We start from the raw sequence: 16,557 nt of genomic DNA, 5'->3' as shown, positions 1-16,557 counted from the left end.
CCGTCACGCAAACCAGCACGGATCAGGCCAGCGCCCCGCAGGCCGATGCCTCGCCGCCCATCCCGCAGGGCGGGCTCGAAGTGATCTCGATCGCCAAGAGCTATGACAAGCGCGCGGTGCTGACCGACATTTCGCTGTCGGTGGGCAAGGGCGAAGTGCTGGGCCTGCTGGGGCCCAACGGCGCGGGCAAGACCACCTGCTTCTATTCGATCATGGGTCTGGTCCGGCCGGACAGCGGCCGCATCCTGATGGACGGGATCGATGTCACCAACCTGCCGATGTACCGCCGCGCGATCCTGGGGCTGGGCTATCTGCCGCAGGAAACCTCGATCTTCCGCGCGATGACGGTTGAACAGAACATCAACTGCGTGCTCGAACTGGCCGAACCCGATCCCGAAGTGCGCGCGGCCGAACTGGAACGCCTGCTCGACGAATTCGGGCTGACGCGCTTACGCACCAGCGGGGCGATGGCGCTGTCGGGCGGTGAACGTCGCCGCTGCGAAATTGCCCGTGCGCTGGCGGCCAAGCCTTCGATCATGCTGCTGGACGAGCCGTTCGCCGGGATCGACCCGCTCTCGATCGCCGACATCCGCCACCTCGTTATCGACCTCAAGCAGCGCGGGATCGGGGTGCTGATCACCGATCACAACGTGCGCGAAACGCTCGACATCGTCGATCGGGCCTGCATCATCTATGGCGGCCAGGTGCTGTTCGCAGGCAGCCCCGAGGCGCTGGTCGCGGATGAGAACGTGCGCCGCCTGTACCTGGGCGAAGGCTTCACGCTTTAACGCGTAGCTGGGATGGCGCTCGGCCCCCGCCTCGATCTAAGGCAAAGCCAGTCACTGGTGATGACGCCGCAGCTGCAGCAGGCGATCAAGCTGCTGACGCTGTCCAACCTCGAGATCGAGGCCTTCATTGGCGATGCGCTGGAAAGCAATCCGCTGCTCGAAATTGGCGACACCGCGCCGCCGCAGGTCGAGGCGATCGGCGGTGACGAGGCCGACCTGCGCCGCACCACGCTTGAAACCTCGCCTGCCGATCAGCTGATCGCGGAAGGCCGGGCCGAGGACGACCGGCCGCTCGATATCGATGTCACCGCGCTCGACCGGGACCGCGACACCGGGGACTGGAGCGCAGACCTGCGCAGCGCGGGCGGCGAGGACGGCCCCGGCATCGATGAGCGCGGCGAGGGCGAGAAATCGCTGGCCGACCACCTCGACGCCCAGCTTGGCCCGGCCTCGAAGGACCCGCGCGAGGCGTTTGTTGCGCGCCACATCGTCGGCCTGCTCGACGATGCCGGTTACCTGCCCGTGACCTTGCGTGAAGTGGCTGCGGATCTCGGCATTTCGCTGGCCGAGGCGGAGGCCGGGCTGGACCTGGTCCAGTCGCTCGACCCCACCGGGGTCGGCGCGCGCAGCCTCTCGGAATGTCTGACGCTCCAGGCCAAGGAAGCGGACCGCTACGATCCGTGCATGGCCCGCCTGCTCGATAACCTCGATCTGCTGGCCAAGGGCGAACTTGCCCGATTGAAGCGGATGTGCGGCGTCGACGACGAGGATTTCGCCGACATGCTGGCCGAACTGCGCGGCTATGATCCCAAGCCCGGCCTGCGCTTTGGCGGCGGCGGCGGCGATCCGGTCACGCCCGACATCCTGGTCACGCCGCGCGCCGATGGCGGCTGGGACATCCGACTCAACGAGGCGACCCTGCCGCGCCTGATCGTCAACCGCAGTTACTATGTCGAGATGCGCGGCGCCTGCGACGACAAGGCCGCGCGGGGCTGGCTGTCGGACAAGCTGGCCGATGCCAACTGGCTGGTCAAAGCGCTCGACCAGCGGCAGAAGACAATCCTGAAGGTTGCCGCCGAACTGGTGAAGCAGCAGGACGGCTTCTTCCGCCACGGCGTTTCGCAATTGAAGCCGCTGACCCTGCGCGCCGTGGCCGAGGCGATTTCGATGCACGAATCGACCGTCAGCCGCGTCACCTCGAACAAGTACCTGAGCTGCGAGCGCGGTACCTTCGAACTGAAGTACTTCTTCACCTCGGGCGTCGGCGCGGTCGATGGCGAGGGGGGAGCATCGGCCGAAGCGGTCAAGGCGGCGATCAAGCAGTTGATCGATGCCGAGGATCCCAAGGCGATCCTGTCCGACGATGCGCTGGTCGATTTGCTGAAAGCCAGGGGCTATGACCTCGCCCGCCGCACCGTGGCGAAATACCGTGAGGCAATCGGGCTTGGCTCGTCGGTGCAACGGCGCCGGCAAAAGGCGCTGGCGGGAGTGCGCTAGAACTAAAGCAGGAGGGGCAGAGCATGGAAGGTTGGATGATCTGGGGCGGCGCGCTGGCGCTCTATGTGCTGTTCAGGCTCTGGTACGATAACTGGCGCGGCCCGCTGACCAAGGCCGAGATCGATGCCTTTTTCGAGGCCGTCCAGGGCAAGTTCGGCGGCAACAACGATCCAGCGGTGCTGCGCGCATTCCTTGAAGCCGATGATGGCCGCGAATTCGTGATGCTCAACCTGGTCAAGATCGCACCCGGCATGGTGGCCGATCCCGATACCGGCGCGCAGGTGCCGGGGGAGACGATGATGCGCCGCTATTCCGATCCGTTCGTGCGCCGCCTGCTGGGGCGCGGCGGACATCCCGGCATGGTCGGGCGCAAGGTCGGCCCCTATGTCGATGCCTGGAATGTCGAGGCCGATCCCGGCTGGTCGATCTTCGGGTTGATGCGTTATCGCAGCCGCCGCGACATGATCCGCATGGCCGCTGACCCGCTGTTTGCAGAGGTGCACCCCTACAAGCTGCTGGGGATTCCGGTGACCTTCAGCTTTCCGACCCAGCGGCAGGTATCGGTCTATGCCGGGCCGCGGGTGACCGTGGCGCTGGTCCTGGCACTGGCCGCGGCGCTGCTGCACCTTGCGGCCTTGACCGTGCTGGCCTGAGGGGTCAGCCGCCGGCGAGGGCCTTGGCCCGCTGCCGCCACGGTTCTGCCAGCAGTGGCTCACTCGCCAGGGCGCGCACCGCCGCCGGATCGTCCTTGTGTGCGCCGCCAACCAGCAGGGCAAAGCAGCGCGCGACGCTCCATTCCGGCAGAGGGCGGCTGACCAGTTCGATGCGGTCGCCGACAGTGACTTCGCCCAATTCGATCACGCGGTAATACCAGCCGCAGCGGGCGGTTCGCACCACTTCTGCCAGAACGCCCTTGTGGCCGAAGCGGTGATCGAGCTTCCAGCACGGCTGGCGGCCCTGGCTCACTTCGATCAGCGCGGTGCCGAGGCGGTAGCGATTGCCCAGGCAAACGCCCGTTTCGGTCATCCCGACAGTCGAGATATTCTCACCGAACGCACCGTCGCCGCCCAGCAGCGGGTGGTCGCCCAGCACGCCCAGCCAGTGCGGATAGTGATCGCGCGGGTAGTGGTGGATTGCCTTGTCGCGCCCGCCGTGATGGACAAGGTCGGCCTGCTCGTCGCCCGCGATCCCGGTCCAGCCGATCGTTACGGCGTCGCGGGTCGGCGCCTTGCCGATCGCGCTGCCCTCGCCATCGCGAAACGGGACGACCTTGCCAAGATTGACGGCACGAACTTTGGCTTTCACGGGGCACCTCAGGCTTCGAGTTCGATGTCCCAATAGAGCCAGTCTCGCCAGGTTTCATGCAGGTAATTGGGCGGGAAGGCGCGGCCGCGTTCCTGCAGCTGCCAGTTGGTCGGCCGGATCGGCGCGACCAGCAGCGGCATCGCGGCCTGCTTTGGCGTACGCCCGCCTTTCTTGAGGTTGCACGGCGAACAGGCCGTGGCGACGTTTTCCCAGCTGGTCATGCCGCCCAGCCGCCGGGGCACGACGTGATCGAAGGTCAGCTGGTGCGGGCTGCCACAGTACTGGCAGGTGAACCGGTCGCGCAGGAACAGGTTGAAGCGCGTGAAGGCCGGAAATTCGCTGGACTTCACATATTGGCGCAGCGCGATGACCGAGGGGATCTGCATCGTCCAGGTCGGCGAATGCACTTCGCGCGTGTAGCTGGCGACGATATCGACCCGCTCGAGGAACACCGCCTTGATCGCCGTCTGCCAGGGCCACAGGCTGAGCGGGTAATAGGACAGCGGGGTGTAATCGGCATTGAGCACAAGGGCAGGGCAATCGGACAGGTGCCGGGAGGGATCCTCCTCCGCGCTGCGGAACCGGGCCGCGCGCTCGATCAGCTCGCTCTTGAGCATGGCCTCCGGTAACCGACTGGCATTACGGTTTTGCGACTGTCCATGACCCGCAATGAACATCCCTCGGCGGCCTACGTCAACCCTTGCGCGCGCGCGCAATCCACAGGACAAGCGCGGCGCATGATCCGCACCCGCTTCGCCCCCAGCCCCAATGGCCTGCTGCACCTTGGCCACGCCTATGCTGCGGTGGTGGCGCACGATCTGGCGCGGGCGCGGGATGGCGAATTCCTGCTCCGGATCGAGGATATCGACGGCACGCGCAGCCGGGCGGAACTGGTGGACGAGATCCTGGCCGACCTTCGCTGGCTGGGCCTTGGCTGGGACGGCGATGTGGTGTTCCAGTCCGGCCGTCTCGCCAGCTACGGCGCGGCGGGAGAGCGGCTTAAGGCCATGGGACTGCTCTATCCCTGCACCTGCACCCGTGCCGATATCGCTGCTGCCGCAACCGAAACCGGGCCTGACGGACTGGTCTATCCGGGGACTTGCCGGGGGCGCAGCGTCGATCCAGCCAATGCGGCGTGGCGGCTCGACATGGCGCGCGCAGCCCAGCTGGCGGGGCCGCTCGAATGGACCGACGAGGTCGCCGGCGTGCAGCGCGCAAGGCCCGAGTTGTTCGGCGACGTCGTGCTGCTGCGCAAGGAAGCCCCGGCCAGCTATCACCTCGCCGCGACGCTGGATGACGCGGCGGACGGGATCACGCTGGTGACGCGGGGGCTGGACCTGTTCGCCGCCAGCCATGTTCACCGCCTGCTGCAGACGCTGCTCGGCTTGCCGGTGCCGGTCTGGCATCATCACCCGCTGCTGGTGGAGTCCGACGGGCGCAAGCTCGCCAAGCGGCGCGGCTCGCCCGCGCTGGCCGATCTGCGCCGGGCAGGCGAGGACGGGCATGCGCTGGCGGACCGGCTGCGGGCGGGGCGCTTACCGGCTGGCATTTCTCTTGGTGGCGGCGTAATAGGAATTCCATGAACCCGTTTCTGATCCTCGTTCTCGTCGTGCTTATGGGCATGGTCGTCGTCAGCCTGGTCCGCGGCATCGCCACGTTCCTCAAAAGCACGCGCACCGATCTGGAAAGCCCGAACAGCAGCGGGCCGAGCGAGATGCAGCTCAAGCAGAACAAGCTGATGTTCCAGCGCATCCTCTATCAGGGTGCGGCGATCCTGCTGGTCGCGCTGGTCCTGTTCTCGAAACGCTGATCGATCTTGGTCAAGCTCAACAAAATCTACACCCGGACGGGTGACGACGGCACCACCGGGCTGGTCGATGGTTCGCGCCGCCCCAAACACGCCGCGCGCATGGAAGCGATCGGCGCGGTGGACGAAGCCAACAGCGCGATCGGGCTGGCCGTGGTCGCACTTGGCGATAGCGATCATGCCGGCGCGCTGGTGCGTATCCAGAACGACCTGTTCGACCTTGGTGCAGACCTTGCGACGCCGCTGGGTGCGCTTGGGGGCACGGATTTCGCGCCGTCCGAAATGGTGCTGCGGATCGTGCCGGGACAGGCCGAATGGATCGAGCAAACGATCGATTCGCTCAATGAACACCTGCCCCCGCTCACCAGCTTCATCCTGCCAGGCGGCAGCGAGGCAGCGGCGCGCGTCCACGTCGCCCGCGCCGCCGTGCGCCGCGCCGAACGCGCGATGACCGCCATGGCCGAGGCGGAGCCCACGAACCCGGCTGCGCTCGCCTATATCAACCGCCTGTCGGACTATCTGTTCGTGCTGGCCCGCAGCATCAATGCGGCGGGCGCGGGCGACGTGCTCTGGGTGCCGGGGCAAAACCGCTAGCCAAGCCCCCATTTCGCCGCTAACCAGCCGCTCTTGCTGCAAGTGCGAAGGGATGGGAAATGCGGACAGTCGCGGTTATCGGTGCAGGGTAGATGGGTTCGGGCATTGCCCAGCAGGTCGCCCAGTGCGGGATCAAGGTGCTACTGTCCGACATCGACATCGCGGTTGCCGAAAAGGCCAAGGCCGGGATCGACAAGGGGCTGGCCCGCCTTGTCAGCCGGGAAAAGCTGACCCCCGACGAAGCAACCGCGGCGCTCGCGCGGATCACGCCGGTAAGCGGCTATGAAGCCATGGGCGATGCCGACATGATCATCGAGGCCGCGACCGAAAAGGAAGCCGTCAAGCGCACGATCTTCGAAGCCGCCGGCAAGGTGCTGCGCAGCGATGCGATCATGGCTTCGAACACCAGTTCGATCCCGATTACCCGCATGGCGACCTCGTCGCCCGACCCGGCGCGGTTCATCGGCCTGCACTTCTTCAATCCGGTCCCGGTGATGGGCCTGATCGAAGTCATCCCTGGCCTTGCCACGAGCGCCGATCCGGTTGCGCGCACCCGCGCCTTTGCCGAAACGCTCGGCAAGCAGATCGTTCAGGCGGAAGACGAGCCCGGCTTCGTCGTCAACCGCATCCTGCTGCCGATGATCAACGAAGCGGTGTTCGTGCTGGGACAGGGCACCGCCAGCATCGTCGATATCGATAAGGGTTGCCGCCTGGGCCTCAATCACCCGATGGGCCCGCTGGAACTGGCCGACTTTGTGGGCCTCGATACCTGCCTCGATATCGTCAAGGTGCTCTACAACACCACCGGCGACAGCAAGTATCGCCCCGCGCCGCTCGACATTTCGCCGAGCAACACGTTGAACAGCTGAGGCAGCTCGTCGATCGAAGTGCGGCGGATGAACCGGCCGACGCGGGTGATTCGGTCATCCTCGCGTCCGGTCGAGCGCGCACCGGCCGCATCGCTGCGGTCAGAGCGCATTGAGCGGAATTTATACATATTGAAGAAGCGGTTACCGCGTCCGACCCGGCGCTGAACGAACAGCACCGGGCTGCCGTCTTCCAGCAGAATCGCCACGGCCACGGCGATCAGCAGCGGGGATAGCAGGATCAGGCCAACCCCCGCGCCGGTAATGTCGAACAACCGCTTGATGACCCGCGAGCGCAGTTCCAGCGGGCCAAGGGAGACCCGCAGCCAGCCTTGCTGCGCGGCAATCCGGGCCCCATGCGCGCCCAGTTCGGCAACCGCGGCGTCAATGACTTCGCCAGAGATATTCGCGCCCTTGAGGATCGTTGCCCAGGCCCAGCGGCGCTCAGGCGGACAGGAAACCATCACCCTGTCGGCAGACTCGAGAACCAGGCCGATCCGGTGCAGGGCGTGCGGATCGTCGAGGGCCGGAACGAGTTTCAGTTCGCTTGCCGAAATGCGCTGGACATTGGGCAGGTCGATCGCGGGACCGCCGTCGTCGATCAGCAGCTCGTTAACCACCTGCGCGCCGCAGCGCCAGGCGACGAAGGCCCGCATTTGCAGGCGCATCCAAGTTACCCCAAGCAGTGATGCCAACATGCCTATGGTAAAGATGATGCGCGAAAAGTCCGAACTGGACTTGGTATAGAAGGCAATGAAGACCACTGCGGCCGATGACAGTAATACGGCAGTGACAGCTTGCAGAATGCCCCGGCGCTGATTGTGCAAGGCGTCGATCGAATAGGCACCGTTATAGAGCGCGATGGTCAGGAAGACTGGCAAAAGCAGCTGTGCGAGTACCACCGCCTGTCCCAGGCCGGCGATCCCGCGATAGAGATAGCCGACCGCGCCGAACCCCGCGAAAACCGCGACGATATCGCCAATCATGAAAGCCAGGTAGCATTGCAGGCGACGCCGTTCGAGTGAACGCATCTGCGGCAGTTCAAGACCTGCCGCGAGGGCTTGCGCCTGCTTGGAGCCCTGCGCCATCAGCATAGCCCGCCATACGCAGCTTTACTGCACTTCATGAAGTGAAGTCCCTTGTTGCCCCGAGCATGTGCTGAGTCTGAGGTCGCTTCCTATTTAACTATCGCAAACAACATGCGGTCAACGGCCAATTACGAAAAATTATGTAATTGGACTTGTTTCACGCACGCGGCGCCGCCGCCCGCGTGATCTCGGCCAGGCCCTGGGCGAGCAGAAGCTCGGCATTCTGGCTGTTGGCCAACAGGGCGCGGTGCAGTTCCATCAGCCGCTCGAGCAGCCGGGTGAGCTTCTTGCCGCGCCAGCGGCGCAGTTGCACGCCAAGGTCGCGCTTGTCCTTCCAGAATACGCGCCGGGCAGCGGATTCCGCCTCGAGCAGCGCCATGATGTCGCCGCGCGGGCCGAGCTTGCCGGCAAGCTCGGCCAATTGTGCCGCGCGCCGCTCGATCGCCAGCAGCAGCCCGACCGGGCTCATTCCCAGCTCGCGCATCCGGTGCAGTTCGCCCGCCAGCTTGCCGGTTTCCCCGCCCAGCACGGTGTTGACCAGCGACATGAAGCCATCGTCCTCGGTGCTCGCCCCGATCGCATCGAGCGCCTCGGCATCGGCGCGACGGGGGGCCTGAGGGCTGGCGTCGAGATAGAGCGCAAGCTTGGTCACTTCCGACAAGGCGAGACGGCTGTCGAGCGCGCTTGCCCGGGCGATTCGCTCGGCCAGATCGCCGTTCAGCGTGACCCCGGCAGCATCCGCCATGTCGCGCACCGTGCCCGCCATCGAGCGCAGGTCTGGTGGATAGAACATCGCAACCAGCGCATCGGGGCGGCTGGCGAGCAGTTTGGCCGTGCGCGACTTGTCGGTGGCATTGGCGGCGACGATCAGCACCGGGCAGGCCTCTGCCTCGCCTGACAGCAGGTTCTCGACCGCGTCGTGGGCATCATCGCCGCTGGCGCGCACCCAGATGTGCCGCGCATCGCCGAACAGTGAGGTGGAGCGCGCCTCGTCGCCCAGCCGCACCGGGTCCTTGCGCAGTTCGGCACCGGACAACTCCACCCGCTCGCCCGCCTCGGGCAGCAGCGCGGCGATGTGATTCGCCGCATCGTTCGCGCCGGCCTCGTCCGGGCCGCAGAAATAGAAGATTCGCGCCTCGCGCGCCGCGCGCACCGCCAGGCCCCGAAAGTCCTTCTGGCTGGCTTTCACTGGCCCTTCGCGCCGCTGCGCAGAAAGACGGAAATCCGGGTCACGATCCGGTCCGAAACTTCGCGCGACAGGTTTTCAAGCGCGGTCTGTTCGGCGGCGATGGTGGCATATTCGGAACTGACCACGTCGATCCCGGCGTCCGACCCCGCCGTTGCATCGAGCACGATCTCACCGGTCGTCAGATCGACCAGCTGATAGCGCGCGCGCAACGTGCGGCGTTCGCGCGCGATGGTGTCGTCCGACAGCAGGCCAAGCCCTTCGAGCCGGTCATCGAGCCGCACGTCGAGCCGGTAGCGCGCCGTGCCGGGCCCAGCGGCGCCCAGCCGGTCGACCAGCGAATTGCGCACCAGCCAGCCGGCCTTGCCCTCGATCGGCGAAACCTCGATCCCGGCAAGCCCCTGCGCCACGGTGCCCGAGGCGCCGCCGGCATACATCGGCTTGAGCCCGCAGGCGGCGAGCATCAGCATGGCGAACAGGGCCAGAAGACGCTTCATGCGACGAGATTCACCAGACGGTCGGGCACCACGATCACTTTCTTGACTGGCTTGCCATCGAGCGCACGCTGCACCTTGTCGGAGGCAAGGGCAAGGGCCTCGACCTGATCCTTGGGCAGGCCCTTGGCGACGGTGATGGTGTCGCGCAGCTTGCCCAGCACCTGGATGGCGATCGTCACTTCGTCCTCGACCAGCAGCGCGGGATCGACCGGCGGCCAGGCGGCATCTGCGGCAAGACCATCTGAGAACCTGCTCCACGCCTCTTCGGCAAGGTGGGGCATCATCGGGGAGACCAGCAGCAGCAGCGCGCGGATCGCGGCAGAACGGCTGGCGGAAGGTGCGGCCTTTTCGATCGCGCTGGTCAGCTCGTAGATCCGCGCCACGGCCTTGTTGAAGCCGAGGCCCTCGATATCTTCGGCGACAGCGGCGACGGTCTGGTCGCGCTTGCGGTCAAGTGGCTTGTCCTCGCCGGCCGCGGCGGCATCGTACTGGCCGAACAAGCGCCACAGGCGCTGGACGAAGCGGGCGCAGCCCTCGATGCCGGCTTCCGACCACGGCAGGTCGCGCTCGGGCGGGCTGTCGGAGAGCATGAACCAGCGCACCGCGTCGGCGCCGTACTGGTCGATGATGTCGTCGGGATCGACGACGTTCTTCTTGCTCTTCGACATCTTAATGACGCGGCCGATCTCGACCGACTGGCCGTCTGCCTTGAGCGTGGCACTGTCAGCGCCGCGCTCGACATCGCTGGGCGCGTAGTAGATCGGCTGGCCATTGCCCGGATCGATACGGCTGTAGGTCTCGTGCGTGACCATCCCTTGCGTGAACAGGCTGGCGAACGGCTCCTTCACGTCGATCAGGCCGATATGGGCGAGTGCGCACGTCCAGAAGCGGGCATAGAGCAAGTGCAGGATCGCGTGTTCGATCCCGCCGATGTATTGTTCCACCGGCAGCCACTGCTTGATCGCTTCGGGATCGAACGGCCGGTCTGCCGGCTGGCTGGCAAAGCGCAGGAAGTACCACGACGAATCGACGAAGGTGTCGAGCGTGTCGGTCTCGCGCTCTGCCGGCTTGCCGCATTTCGGGCAGTCCACGTGCTTCCAGGTCGGGTGACGCAGCAGCGGGTTGCCGGGAATGTCGAAGCTGACGTCCTCGGGCAGGCGCACGGGCAGCTGGCTCTTGGGCACCGGCACCACGCCGCAGGCCTCGCAGTGGATGAACGGGATCGGGGTGCCCCAATAGCGCTGACGCGAAACGCCCCAGTCGCGCAGGCGGAACTGGGTCTCGCCCTGGCCCCAGCCTTCGTGCGTGGCCTTGGCGATGATGTCGGCCTTGGCCTGCTCCACGGTCATGCCGTCAAGCCACTCGGAATTCACGATGCGGCCCGGCCCGGTATAGGCTTCGTTGCCGGAGAAGGTCGGGCTGGTTTCATCGCCATCAGCGACCACGCGGGTCACGGGCAGGTCATACTTGCGCGCAAAATCAAGGTCGCGCTGGTCGTGCGCAGGGCAGCCGAACACGGCCCCGGTGCCATAGTCCATCAGCACGAAATTGGCGACGTAGACCGGCAGGTGCCACGCCTTCTTGAGCGGGTGCTCAACCGAATAGCCGGTGTTGAAGCCCTTCTTTTCCGCCGTTTCCAGTTCCGCCGCGGTGGTGCCGCCCTGCTTGCATTCGGCGATGAAGGCGGCCAGCTCGGGCGAGTTGGCGGCCATCGCCTGGGCAAAGGGATGATCCGCCGCGATCGCCACGAAGCTCGCGCCGAACATGGTGTCGGGCCGGGTGGTATAGACCTCGATCCCGTCGGTGCTGTCGACGAAGCGGAAGGTGCAGCGCAGGCCTTGCGACTTGCCGATCCAGTTTTCCTGCATCAGCCGAACCTTTTCGGGCCAGTTCTCAAGGCTGCCGAGCCCTTCGAGCAGTTCGTCGGCGAACTGGGTGATCTTGAGGAACCACTGGCTGAGCTTGCGCTTTTCCACCAGCGCACCCGAGCGCCAGCCGCGCCCGTCGATCACCTGTTCGTTGGCCAGCACCGTCATGTCGACGGGGTCCCAGTTGACGGCGCTTTCCTTGCGATAGACGAGGCCCGCCGCATAAAGATCGAGGAACAGCGCCTGTTCGTGGCCGTAGTATTCGGGTTCGCAAGTGGCGAGTTCGCGGCTCCAGTCGAGCGCGAAGCCAAGGCGTTTGAGCTGCGCCTTCATGTTGGCGATATTGTCGCGGGTCCAGCCGCCGGGGTGGACGCCCTTTTCCATCGCCGCGTTTTCCGCCGGCATCCCGAAAGCGTCCCAGCCCATCGGGTGGAGCACTTCGAAGCCCTTCATCCGCTTGTAGCGGGCCAGCACGTCGCCCATCGTGTAATTGCGCACGTGGCCGATGTGGATGCGCCCCGAAGGATAGGGGAACATCTCGAGCACGTAGGAGCGCGGCTTCGCGCTGGTATCGTCCGCGCGGAAACTCTGGCGTTCATCCCAGACGTGCTGCCAGCGCGGATCGGCACTGGCGGGGTCAAAGCGTTCAGTAGTCATGTTCGCCCCTCTAGCCGGTCCATCCGGCTTGTCGAGGGGGCAGCTATGCCAAGCCTGGGCGGCAGGGCAATTACTTGGCGCCGGACTACGTGGTGCAGGGTTACTTGGCGGCCGAAGCCTGGCGGCGCAGATCGCGGGCGCGGGTCAGGATGATGTCTTCCAGCTTCTGCACGGTCGCGGCCTGGACCGGGGCATCGACCCACACCCCTGCCTGCATCACCTGGCGGCTGGCGGCGACGCGCAGCGCGTCGGCGCGCAGATCCTGGTCGAGGATCGTCACGGTCACCTTCATGCGCTCGTTCGGGTTGTTGGGATTGGCGTACCAGTCGGTCACGATCACGCCGCCGTTGCTGTCGGTCTGGAGCAGCGGCATGAAGCTTAGCGCTTCGAGGCTGGCGCGCCACAGATAGCTGTTCACGCCGATGGTGGTGATCTTCGAGGCGGCAAGATCGGCCTTGGGGCGTTCCTTGTGTCCACAGGCAGTAAGCGCCAGTGCGGCGAAACCGACAAGTCCGGCCCGGACGATAAAGCGGATGGTCGGAAGGCCGGTGGAAGTGCTGCCAATCATGTGTGCGTCCAGATCCTGTCTTGTCGGGCGATATGCCGTGCGGGCATTGCGCCCGTCGCTGCCTCTATAACCGAGGCGGCGAAGGCGGCAAGCCCGCTTTGCCCGAAGGCAAGGCCCGTGTTGGAGGGCCTAATGCGCGCCCGAGCGGTGAACCCGGGCTGAATGATGGCGCGCCGGGCCGACCGTTAAGCCGGAATTCAGCGATACGGCCTTAAGTCGCCCCTTGGAAAAATGGGACATAGTCACCAGATTTGGTGTATAGGCACCGAGTGGGGACTCGCCCCGCCAGTGGATCAGGGTTCGGATCAGGGCAACGGTACGTCATGCGTTCTACGCAGCAGACCACCAAAAAGCGGAGCGCCGGAACGGCAGCAGTGATGCTGGCCGGGGCCGTCGGACTGCTGGCACTGCCCAGTGCCGTGCTCGCCTTTTCCAGCAGTTTCGACATCCAGAGCGAACCGACCAGGGACGAGGTCCACGGATCCGGGTTCATGCCGACCAATGTCGATCCGCGCCTGGCTCGCTCTGTTACCGTTCGGGCGCTGTCGAAGGGGCGTACCTTCCGCTTTACGCCAGCGGCATCGGGCACCCGGATGGATCGCTCGCTGACCGTGGCGGTGCGACTCGACGCGAATAGCACCCGCTCGCGCAGCGGTAATGTGGCGACCCTTGCCAGCGTAACCTCGCCGCTGCGGATCGCGCCGACCGCCTATAGCCTCGGCACCACGCGCGGCTATCGCGGCTTTGCCCAGAACAGCAAGGTCCCGGCGCCAACGATCCGGCGGATCGAAATGCCCGATCTGGCCTCCTTCCAGCCCAAGTCCGGCACGGCGGCGGCAGGAGATCCCTCGCGCTTTGCCCCGCGCATCGCGCTGGACGAGCGTGAAAAGTCCGGTCGTTCGCCCCGCACCTTCGAGCAAAGCGATCAGACCGTCGACGTCGGCGGCTCCTACCGCGTGACCGGCAACCTCAATGTCACGGCGGGCGTGCGCTATACCTCTGATCGTGACCGGCTGGTGCCGCTCACCGATGGCCGACAGGACAGCCAGTCCGTCTATCTCGGCACCCAGTTCCGGTTCTGACGAACTCCCACATATTAAAATTTCTACGTATGTAGGCACCTTGCCGCGCGGCCAGGGTCTGCGTAGCATGCCGCTACGGAATTGATCCGATTGGAAGGGGCATTGCATGGCACGCGTGGCGATCGTTACCGGTGGTACCAGAGGCATTGGCGAGGCGATCAGCCTGCGTCTGCAAAAGCAGGGGCACGTGGTGATCGCGAACTATGCCGGGAATGAGGAAAAGGCCCGCGCCTTTTCGCAGGCCACCGGCATCCCCGCGCGCAAGTGGGACGTGGGCGATCACCAGGCCTGCCTTGATGGCTGCGCTTCCGTGGCCGAGGAATTCGGACCCATCGACATCGTGGTCAACAATGCGGGCGTGACCCGCGACGGCGTGCTCCACAAGATGACCTTCGAGGACTGGAACGAGGTGATGCGCATCAACCTTGGCGGGTGCTTCAACATGGCCAAAGCCACCTTCCCCGGCATGCGCGAGCGGGGCTGGGGCCGGATCGTCAACATCGGCTCGATCAACGGGCAGGCGGGGCAATACGGCCAGGTCAACTATGCCGCCGCCAAGAGCGGCATCCACGGCTTCACCAAGGCGCTGGCCCAGGAAGGCGCGAAATATGGCGTTACCGTCAACGCCATCGCGCCGGGCTATATCGACACCGACATGGTCGCCGCCGTGCCCGCCCCGGTGCTGGAAAAGATCGTCGCCAAGATCCCGGTCGGCCGCCTCGGCCACGCCGAGGAAATCGCCCGCGGCGTGGCGTTCCTCACCAGCGAGAACGGCGGGTTCATGACCGGCTCGACCATGAGCATCAACGGCGGCCAGCATATGTATTGATGGGCAGGGGGCGGCTGCCCGCGGTTTGCTGCCCCCGTCTGACGTCTCGGATGCGGCTTTGCCGCCGCCGGTTTGCGGCGCTACAATCCCGCCATGACCACGCCCTATCACCCCCCGGTCAAACGCTCGGTCGAGATCGCTGGCCACAAGACCTCGATCAGCCTCGAGCCGCTCTACTGGGAACTGCTGAAACAGGCCGCCGCGCTGGAAGGGCTGCCGATCAACGCGCTGGTCGCGCAGATCGATGCCGAGCGGATCAAGTCGCCCACCCCGCCGGGGCTGGCGGGGGCGATCCGGTTGTGGCTGGTGGGCTGGCTGGCCGGGCGGCTGGGGTAAGCGCTCCGCACCTTCCCACCCCGCTGCGACTAGCCGAGCCTGCGCCGCGACAAGTCTCGCTCCGCTGGCGCTTCGCGCGTCTGCGACTCCCCGCTTGCGGCAGGGGTTGGGGATGGGCGGCTTAAGCCCGCCTCAATCCCCGCCGACGCGCTCGATCTGCGCGCCGACCAGGGCCAGCTTTTCTTCCAGCCGTTCATACCCACGGTCGAGGTGGTAGAGGCGGTGGACCTGGGTCTGGCCTTCGGCGGCAAGGCCGGCGATCACCAGGCTCATCGAGGCGCGCAGGTCGGTGGCCATCACTTCGGCGCCGTGGAGCTTTTCAACCCCGTGGACGATCGCGGTGCGGCCCGAGGTTTCGATATGTGCGCCCATGCGGTTGAGTTCGGGCACGTGCATATAGCGGTTTTCGAAGATCGTCTCGGTCAGCACGCTGGTGCCCTTGGCGAGGCACAGCATGGCCATCAGCTGGGCCTGCATATCAGTGGCAAAGCCGGGGTAGGGCGCGGTCGAGACGTTGACCGGGCGCAGCGGGCCATCGGCGGCGAAATAGATCCCGGCGCCGCCGTTCTCGTCCTTGCGCGGTTCGACATGGACGCCCGCATCGCGCAGCGCCTGGACGGTGGCGTCCATTTCCTCGATCACGGCGTGCTTCAGGAACACCTCGCCCCCGGTGATCGCAGCGGCACAGGCATAAGAGCCGGCCTCGATCCGGTCGGACATCACGCGGTAGGTCGCGCCGTGCAGACGCTCGACCCCGTGGATGGTGAGGTCGGAGCTGCCGATCCCTTCGATCTGCGCGCCCATTGCGACCAGCAGATTGCACAGGTCGACGATTTCCGGTTCGCGCGCGGCATTGTGCAGCACCGACTTGCCCTTGCATAGCACGGCGGCCATCAGCGCGTTCTCGGTCGCGCCGACCGAGACCACCGGGAAGGAATAGCGCCCGCCGGGCAGGCCGCCATCGGGCGCGATCGCCTTTACGTAACCGGCGGCCAGTTCGATGGTCGCGCCAAAGGCTTCGAGCGCCTTGAGGTGCAGGTCGATCGGGCGGTTGCCGATGGCGCAGCCGCCGGGCAGCGACACCGTCGCCTCGCCCATGCGCGCCAGCATCGGACCGAGCACCAGGATCGAGGCGCGCATCTTGCGCACCAGTTCATAGGGCGCGACGGTGGAGGTCATGCGGGTGGCGGCCAGCGTCATCACCCGGCCGAAATCCTCCGGACGGCTGCCCGCGATGGTAGTCGAAACGCCGAACTGGTTGAGCAAGTGCTGGAATCCGTCGATGTCCGCCAAGCGCGGCAGGTTGCGCAGCGTCAGCGGCTCGTCGGTCAGCAGCGCGCAGGGCAACAGCGTGAGCGCGGCATTCTTTGCGCCAGAGATGGGGATGGTGCCGGAAAGGCGCTTCCCGCCCTCGATAATGATCTTGTCCATGTACTGCGATTTAGCCGGATTCTTACAAGCAGCAAGCGCCGTGCATCGCTATGCACATGTTGCGGGGATCTGTTGTGCACTGTTGCATCGCAGCATCGAACCGGCTTTAACAGCACTGCAACAGGGACTGGTTAGAACAACAGCAATGACAAGCACTT

General features: G+C 65.7%; 17 protein-coding genes and 1 pseudogene. 10 read left to right on the top strand and 8 right to left on the bottom strand.

The window, feature by feature from the left end; genetic code table 11:
- Positions 1-59: 59 nt before the first annotated feature.
- The 3 genes from lptB to ACE3SN_RS11610 are packed head-to-tail and all read left to right on the top strand — an operon-like array spanning position 60 to position 2,938.
- Positions 60-788, top strand: coding sequence for an LPS export ABC transporter ATP-binding protein (gene lptB, locus ACE3SN_RS11620; RefSeq protein ID WP_374530180.1), 729 nt, complete (start codon positions 60-62; stop codon positions 786-788).
- 12 nt (positions 789-800) lie between these two features.
- Entirely contained in the window at positions 801-2,285 is a 1,485-nt protein-coding gene (rpoN, locus tag ACE3SN_RS11615) for an RNA polymerase factor sigma-54 (RefSeq protein WP_374530174.1), read from the top strand.
- Between the two features lie 23 nt (positions 2,286-2,308).
- Positions 2,309-2,938 carry a hypothetical protein gene (locus ACE3SN_RS11610; protein WP_374530173.1) on the top strand — a complete coding sequence of 210 codons (630 nt, stop codon included), beginning with the start codon at positions 2,309-2,311 and terminating at the stop codon, positions 2,936-2,938.
- A 4-nt stretch (positions 2,939-2,942) separates the two neighbouring features.
- Here ACE3SN_RS11610 and ACE3SN_RS11605 read toward each other — a convergent pair whose 3' ends face one another.
- Together ACE3SN_RS11605 and ACE3SN_RS11600 are read right to left on the bottom strand one after the other, a co-directional pair.
- Positions 2,943-3,590: an MOSC domain-containing protein gene (locus ACE3SN_RS11605; protein WP_374530172.1), complete on the bottom strand. Its 648-nt coding sequence runs from the start codon at positions 3,588-3,590 to the stop codon at positions 2,943-2,945.
- Positions 3,591-3,598: 8 nt separating this feature from the next.
- Positions 3,599-4,207 (bottom strand): HNH endonuclease, encoded by a 609-nt coding sequence (locus ACE3SN_RS11600; protein WP_374530171.1) that lies wholly within the window; start codon positions 4,205-4,207, stop codon positions 3,599-3,601.
- Between the two features lie 120 nt (positions 4,208-4,327).
- Here ACE3SN_RS11600 and gluQRS point away from each other — a divergent pair, with 120 nt between their 5' ends.
- The 4 genes and pseudogenes from gluQRS to ACE3SN_RS11580 all read left to right on the top strand — a co-directional run.
- Entirely contained in the window at positions 4,328-5,173 is an 846-nt protein-coding gene (gene gluQRS, locus ACE3SN_RS11595; RefSeq protein WP_374530178.1) for a tRNA glutamyl-Q(34) synthetase GluQRS, read from the top strand.
- Complete coding sequence (locus tag ACE3SN_RS11590; protein ID WP_374530169.1) at positions 5,170-5,400, top strand: hypothetical protein; 231 nt, start codon at positions 5,170-5,172, stop codon at positions 5,398-5,400. The genes gluQRS and ACE3SN_RS11590 overlap by 4 nt, the downstream gene beginning before the upstream one ends.
- Positions 5,401-5,406: 6 nt before the next feature.
- Positions 5,407-5,991 (top strand): cob(I)yrinic acid a,c-diamide adenosyltransferase, encoded by a 585-nt coding sequence (locus tag ACE3SN_RS11585; protein WP_374530167.1) that lies wholly within the window; start codon positions 5,407-5,409, stop codon positions 5,989-5,991.
- A gap of 92 nt (positions 5,992-6,083) precedes the next feature.
- Positions 6,084-6,827 (top strand): annotated as a pseudogene (locus tag ACE3SN_RS11580) (3-hydroxyacyl-CoA dehydrogenase family protein); the annotation flags it as partial.
- Here ACE3SN_RS11580 and ACE3SN_RS11575 read toward each other — a convergent pair.
- The 5 genes from ACE3SN_RS11575 to ACE3SN_RS11555 all read right to left on the bottom strand — a co-directional run bounded on the left by ACE3SN_RS11575 (position 6,785) and on the right by ACE3SN_RS11555 (position 12,721).
- Positions 6,785-7,321 carry a sugar transferase gene (locus tag ACE3SN_RS11575; protein WP_374530176.1) on the bottom strand — a complete coding sequence of 179 codons (537 nt, stop codon included), beginning with the start codon at positions 7,319-7,321 and terminating at the stop codon, positions 6,785-6,787. The pseudogene ACE3SN_RS11580 and the gene ACE3SN_RS11575 sit on opposite strands and share 43 nt — an antisense overlap.
- Positions 7,322-8,102: 781 nt before the next feature.
- The gene (holA, locus tag ACE3SN_RS11570; protein ID WP_374530165.1) at positions 8,103-9,134 is read right to left on the bottom strand and encodes a DNA polymerase III subunit delta; all 1,032 of its coding nucleotides are present in this window, start codon (positions 9,132-9,134) and stop codon (positions 8,103-8,105) included.
- Positions 9,131-9,628 (bottom strand): LPS assembly lipoprotein LptE, encoded by a 498-nt coding sequence (gene lptE, locus ACE3SN_RS11565; protein ID WP_374530163.1) that lies wholly within the window; start codon positions 9,626-9,628, stop codon positions 9,131-9,133. Before lptE ends, holA begins: the two co-directional genes overlap by 4 nt.
- On the bottom strand, positions 9,625-12,153 hold the full coding sequence (gene leuS / locus ACE3SN_RS11560) for a leucine--tRNA ligase (RefSeq protein WP_374530161.1): 2,529 nt from the start codon (positions 12,151-12,153) through the stop codon (positions 9,625-9,627). Before leuS ends, lptE begins: the two co-directional genes overlap by 4 nt.
- A 100-nt stretch (positions 12,154-12,253) precedes the next feature.
- Positions 12,254-12,721, bottom strand: coding sequence for a DUF3576 domain-containing protein (locus ACE3SN_RS11555; protein ID WP_374530159.1), 468 nt, complete (start codon positions 12,719-12,721; stop codon positions 12,254-12,256).
- Between the two features lie 323 nt (positions 12,722-13,044).
- Here ACE3SN_RS11555 and ACE3SN_RS11550 point away from each other — a divergent pair, with 323 nt between their 5' ends.
- From ACE3SN_RS11550 to ACE3SN_RS11540, 3 genes are all read left to right on the top strand, one after another.
- Complete coding sequence (locus ACE3SN_RS11550; protein ID WP_374530157.1) at positions 13,045-13,803, top strand: hypothetical protein; 759 nt, start codon at positions 13,045-13,047, stop codon at positions 13,801-13,803.
- Positions 13,804-13,909: 106 nt separating this feature from the next.
- The gene (gene phbB, locus ACE3SN_RS11545; RefSeq protein ID WP_374530155.1) at positions 13,910-14,632 is read left to right on the top strand and encodes an acetoacetyl-CoA reductase; all 723 of its coding nucleotides are present in this window, start codon (positions 13,910-13,912) and stop codon (positions 14,630-14,632) included.
- Positions 14,633-14,725: 93 nt separating this feature from the next.
- Positions 14,726-14,968 carry a ribbon-helix-helix domain-containing protein gene (locus ACE3SN_RS11540; RefSeq protein ID WP_374530153.1) on the top strand — a complete coding sequence of 81 codons (243 nt, stop codon included), beginning with the start codon at positions 14,726-14,728 and terminating at the stop codon, positions 14,966-14,968.
- A 132-nt stretch (positions 14,969-15,100) separates the two neighbouring features.
- On the opposite strand, the gene murA is transcribed toward ACE3SN_RS11540, so the two are convergent.
- On the bottom strand, positions 15,101-16,399 hold the full coding sequence (gene murA / locus ACE3SN_RS11535; protein WP_374530151.1) for a UDP-N-acetylglucosamine 1-carboxyvinyltransferase: 1,299 nt from the start codon (positions 16,397-16,399) through the stop codon (positions 15,101-15,103).
- Between the last annotated feature and the right edge of the window lie 158 nt (positions 16,400-16,557).

Source organism: Novosphingobium sp. (assembly GCF_041915465.1).
Taxonomy (GTDB): domain Bacteria; phylum Pseudomonadota; class Alphaproteobacteria; order Sphingomonadales; family Sphingomonadaceae; genus Novosphingobium.
This window is presented reverse-complemented; position numbering and strand designations above follow the sequence as displayed.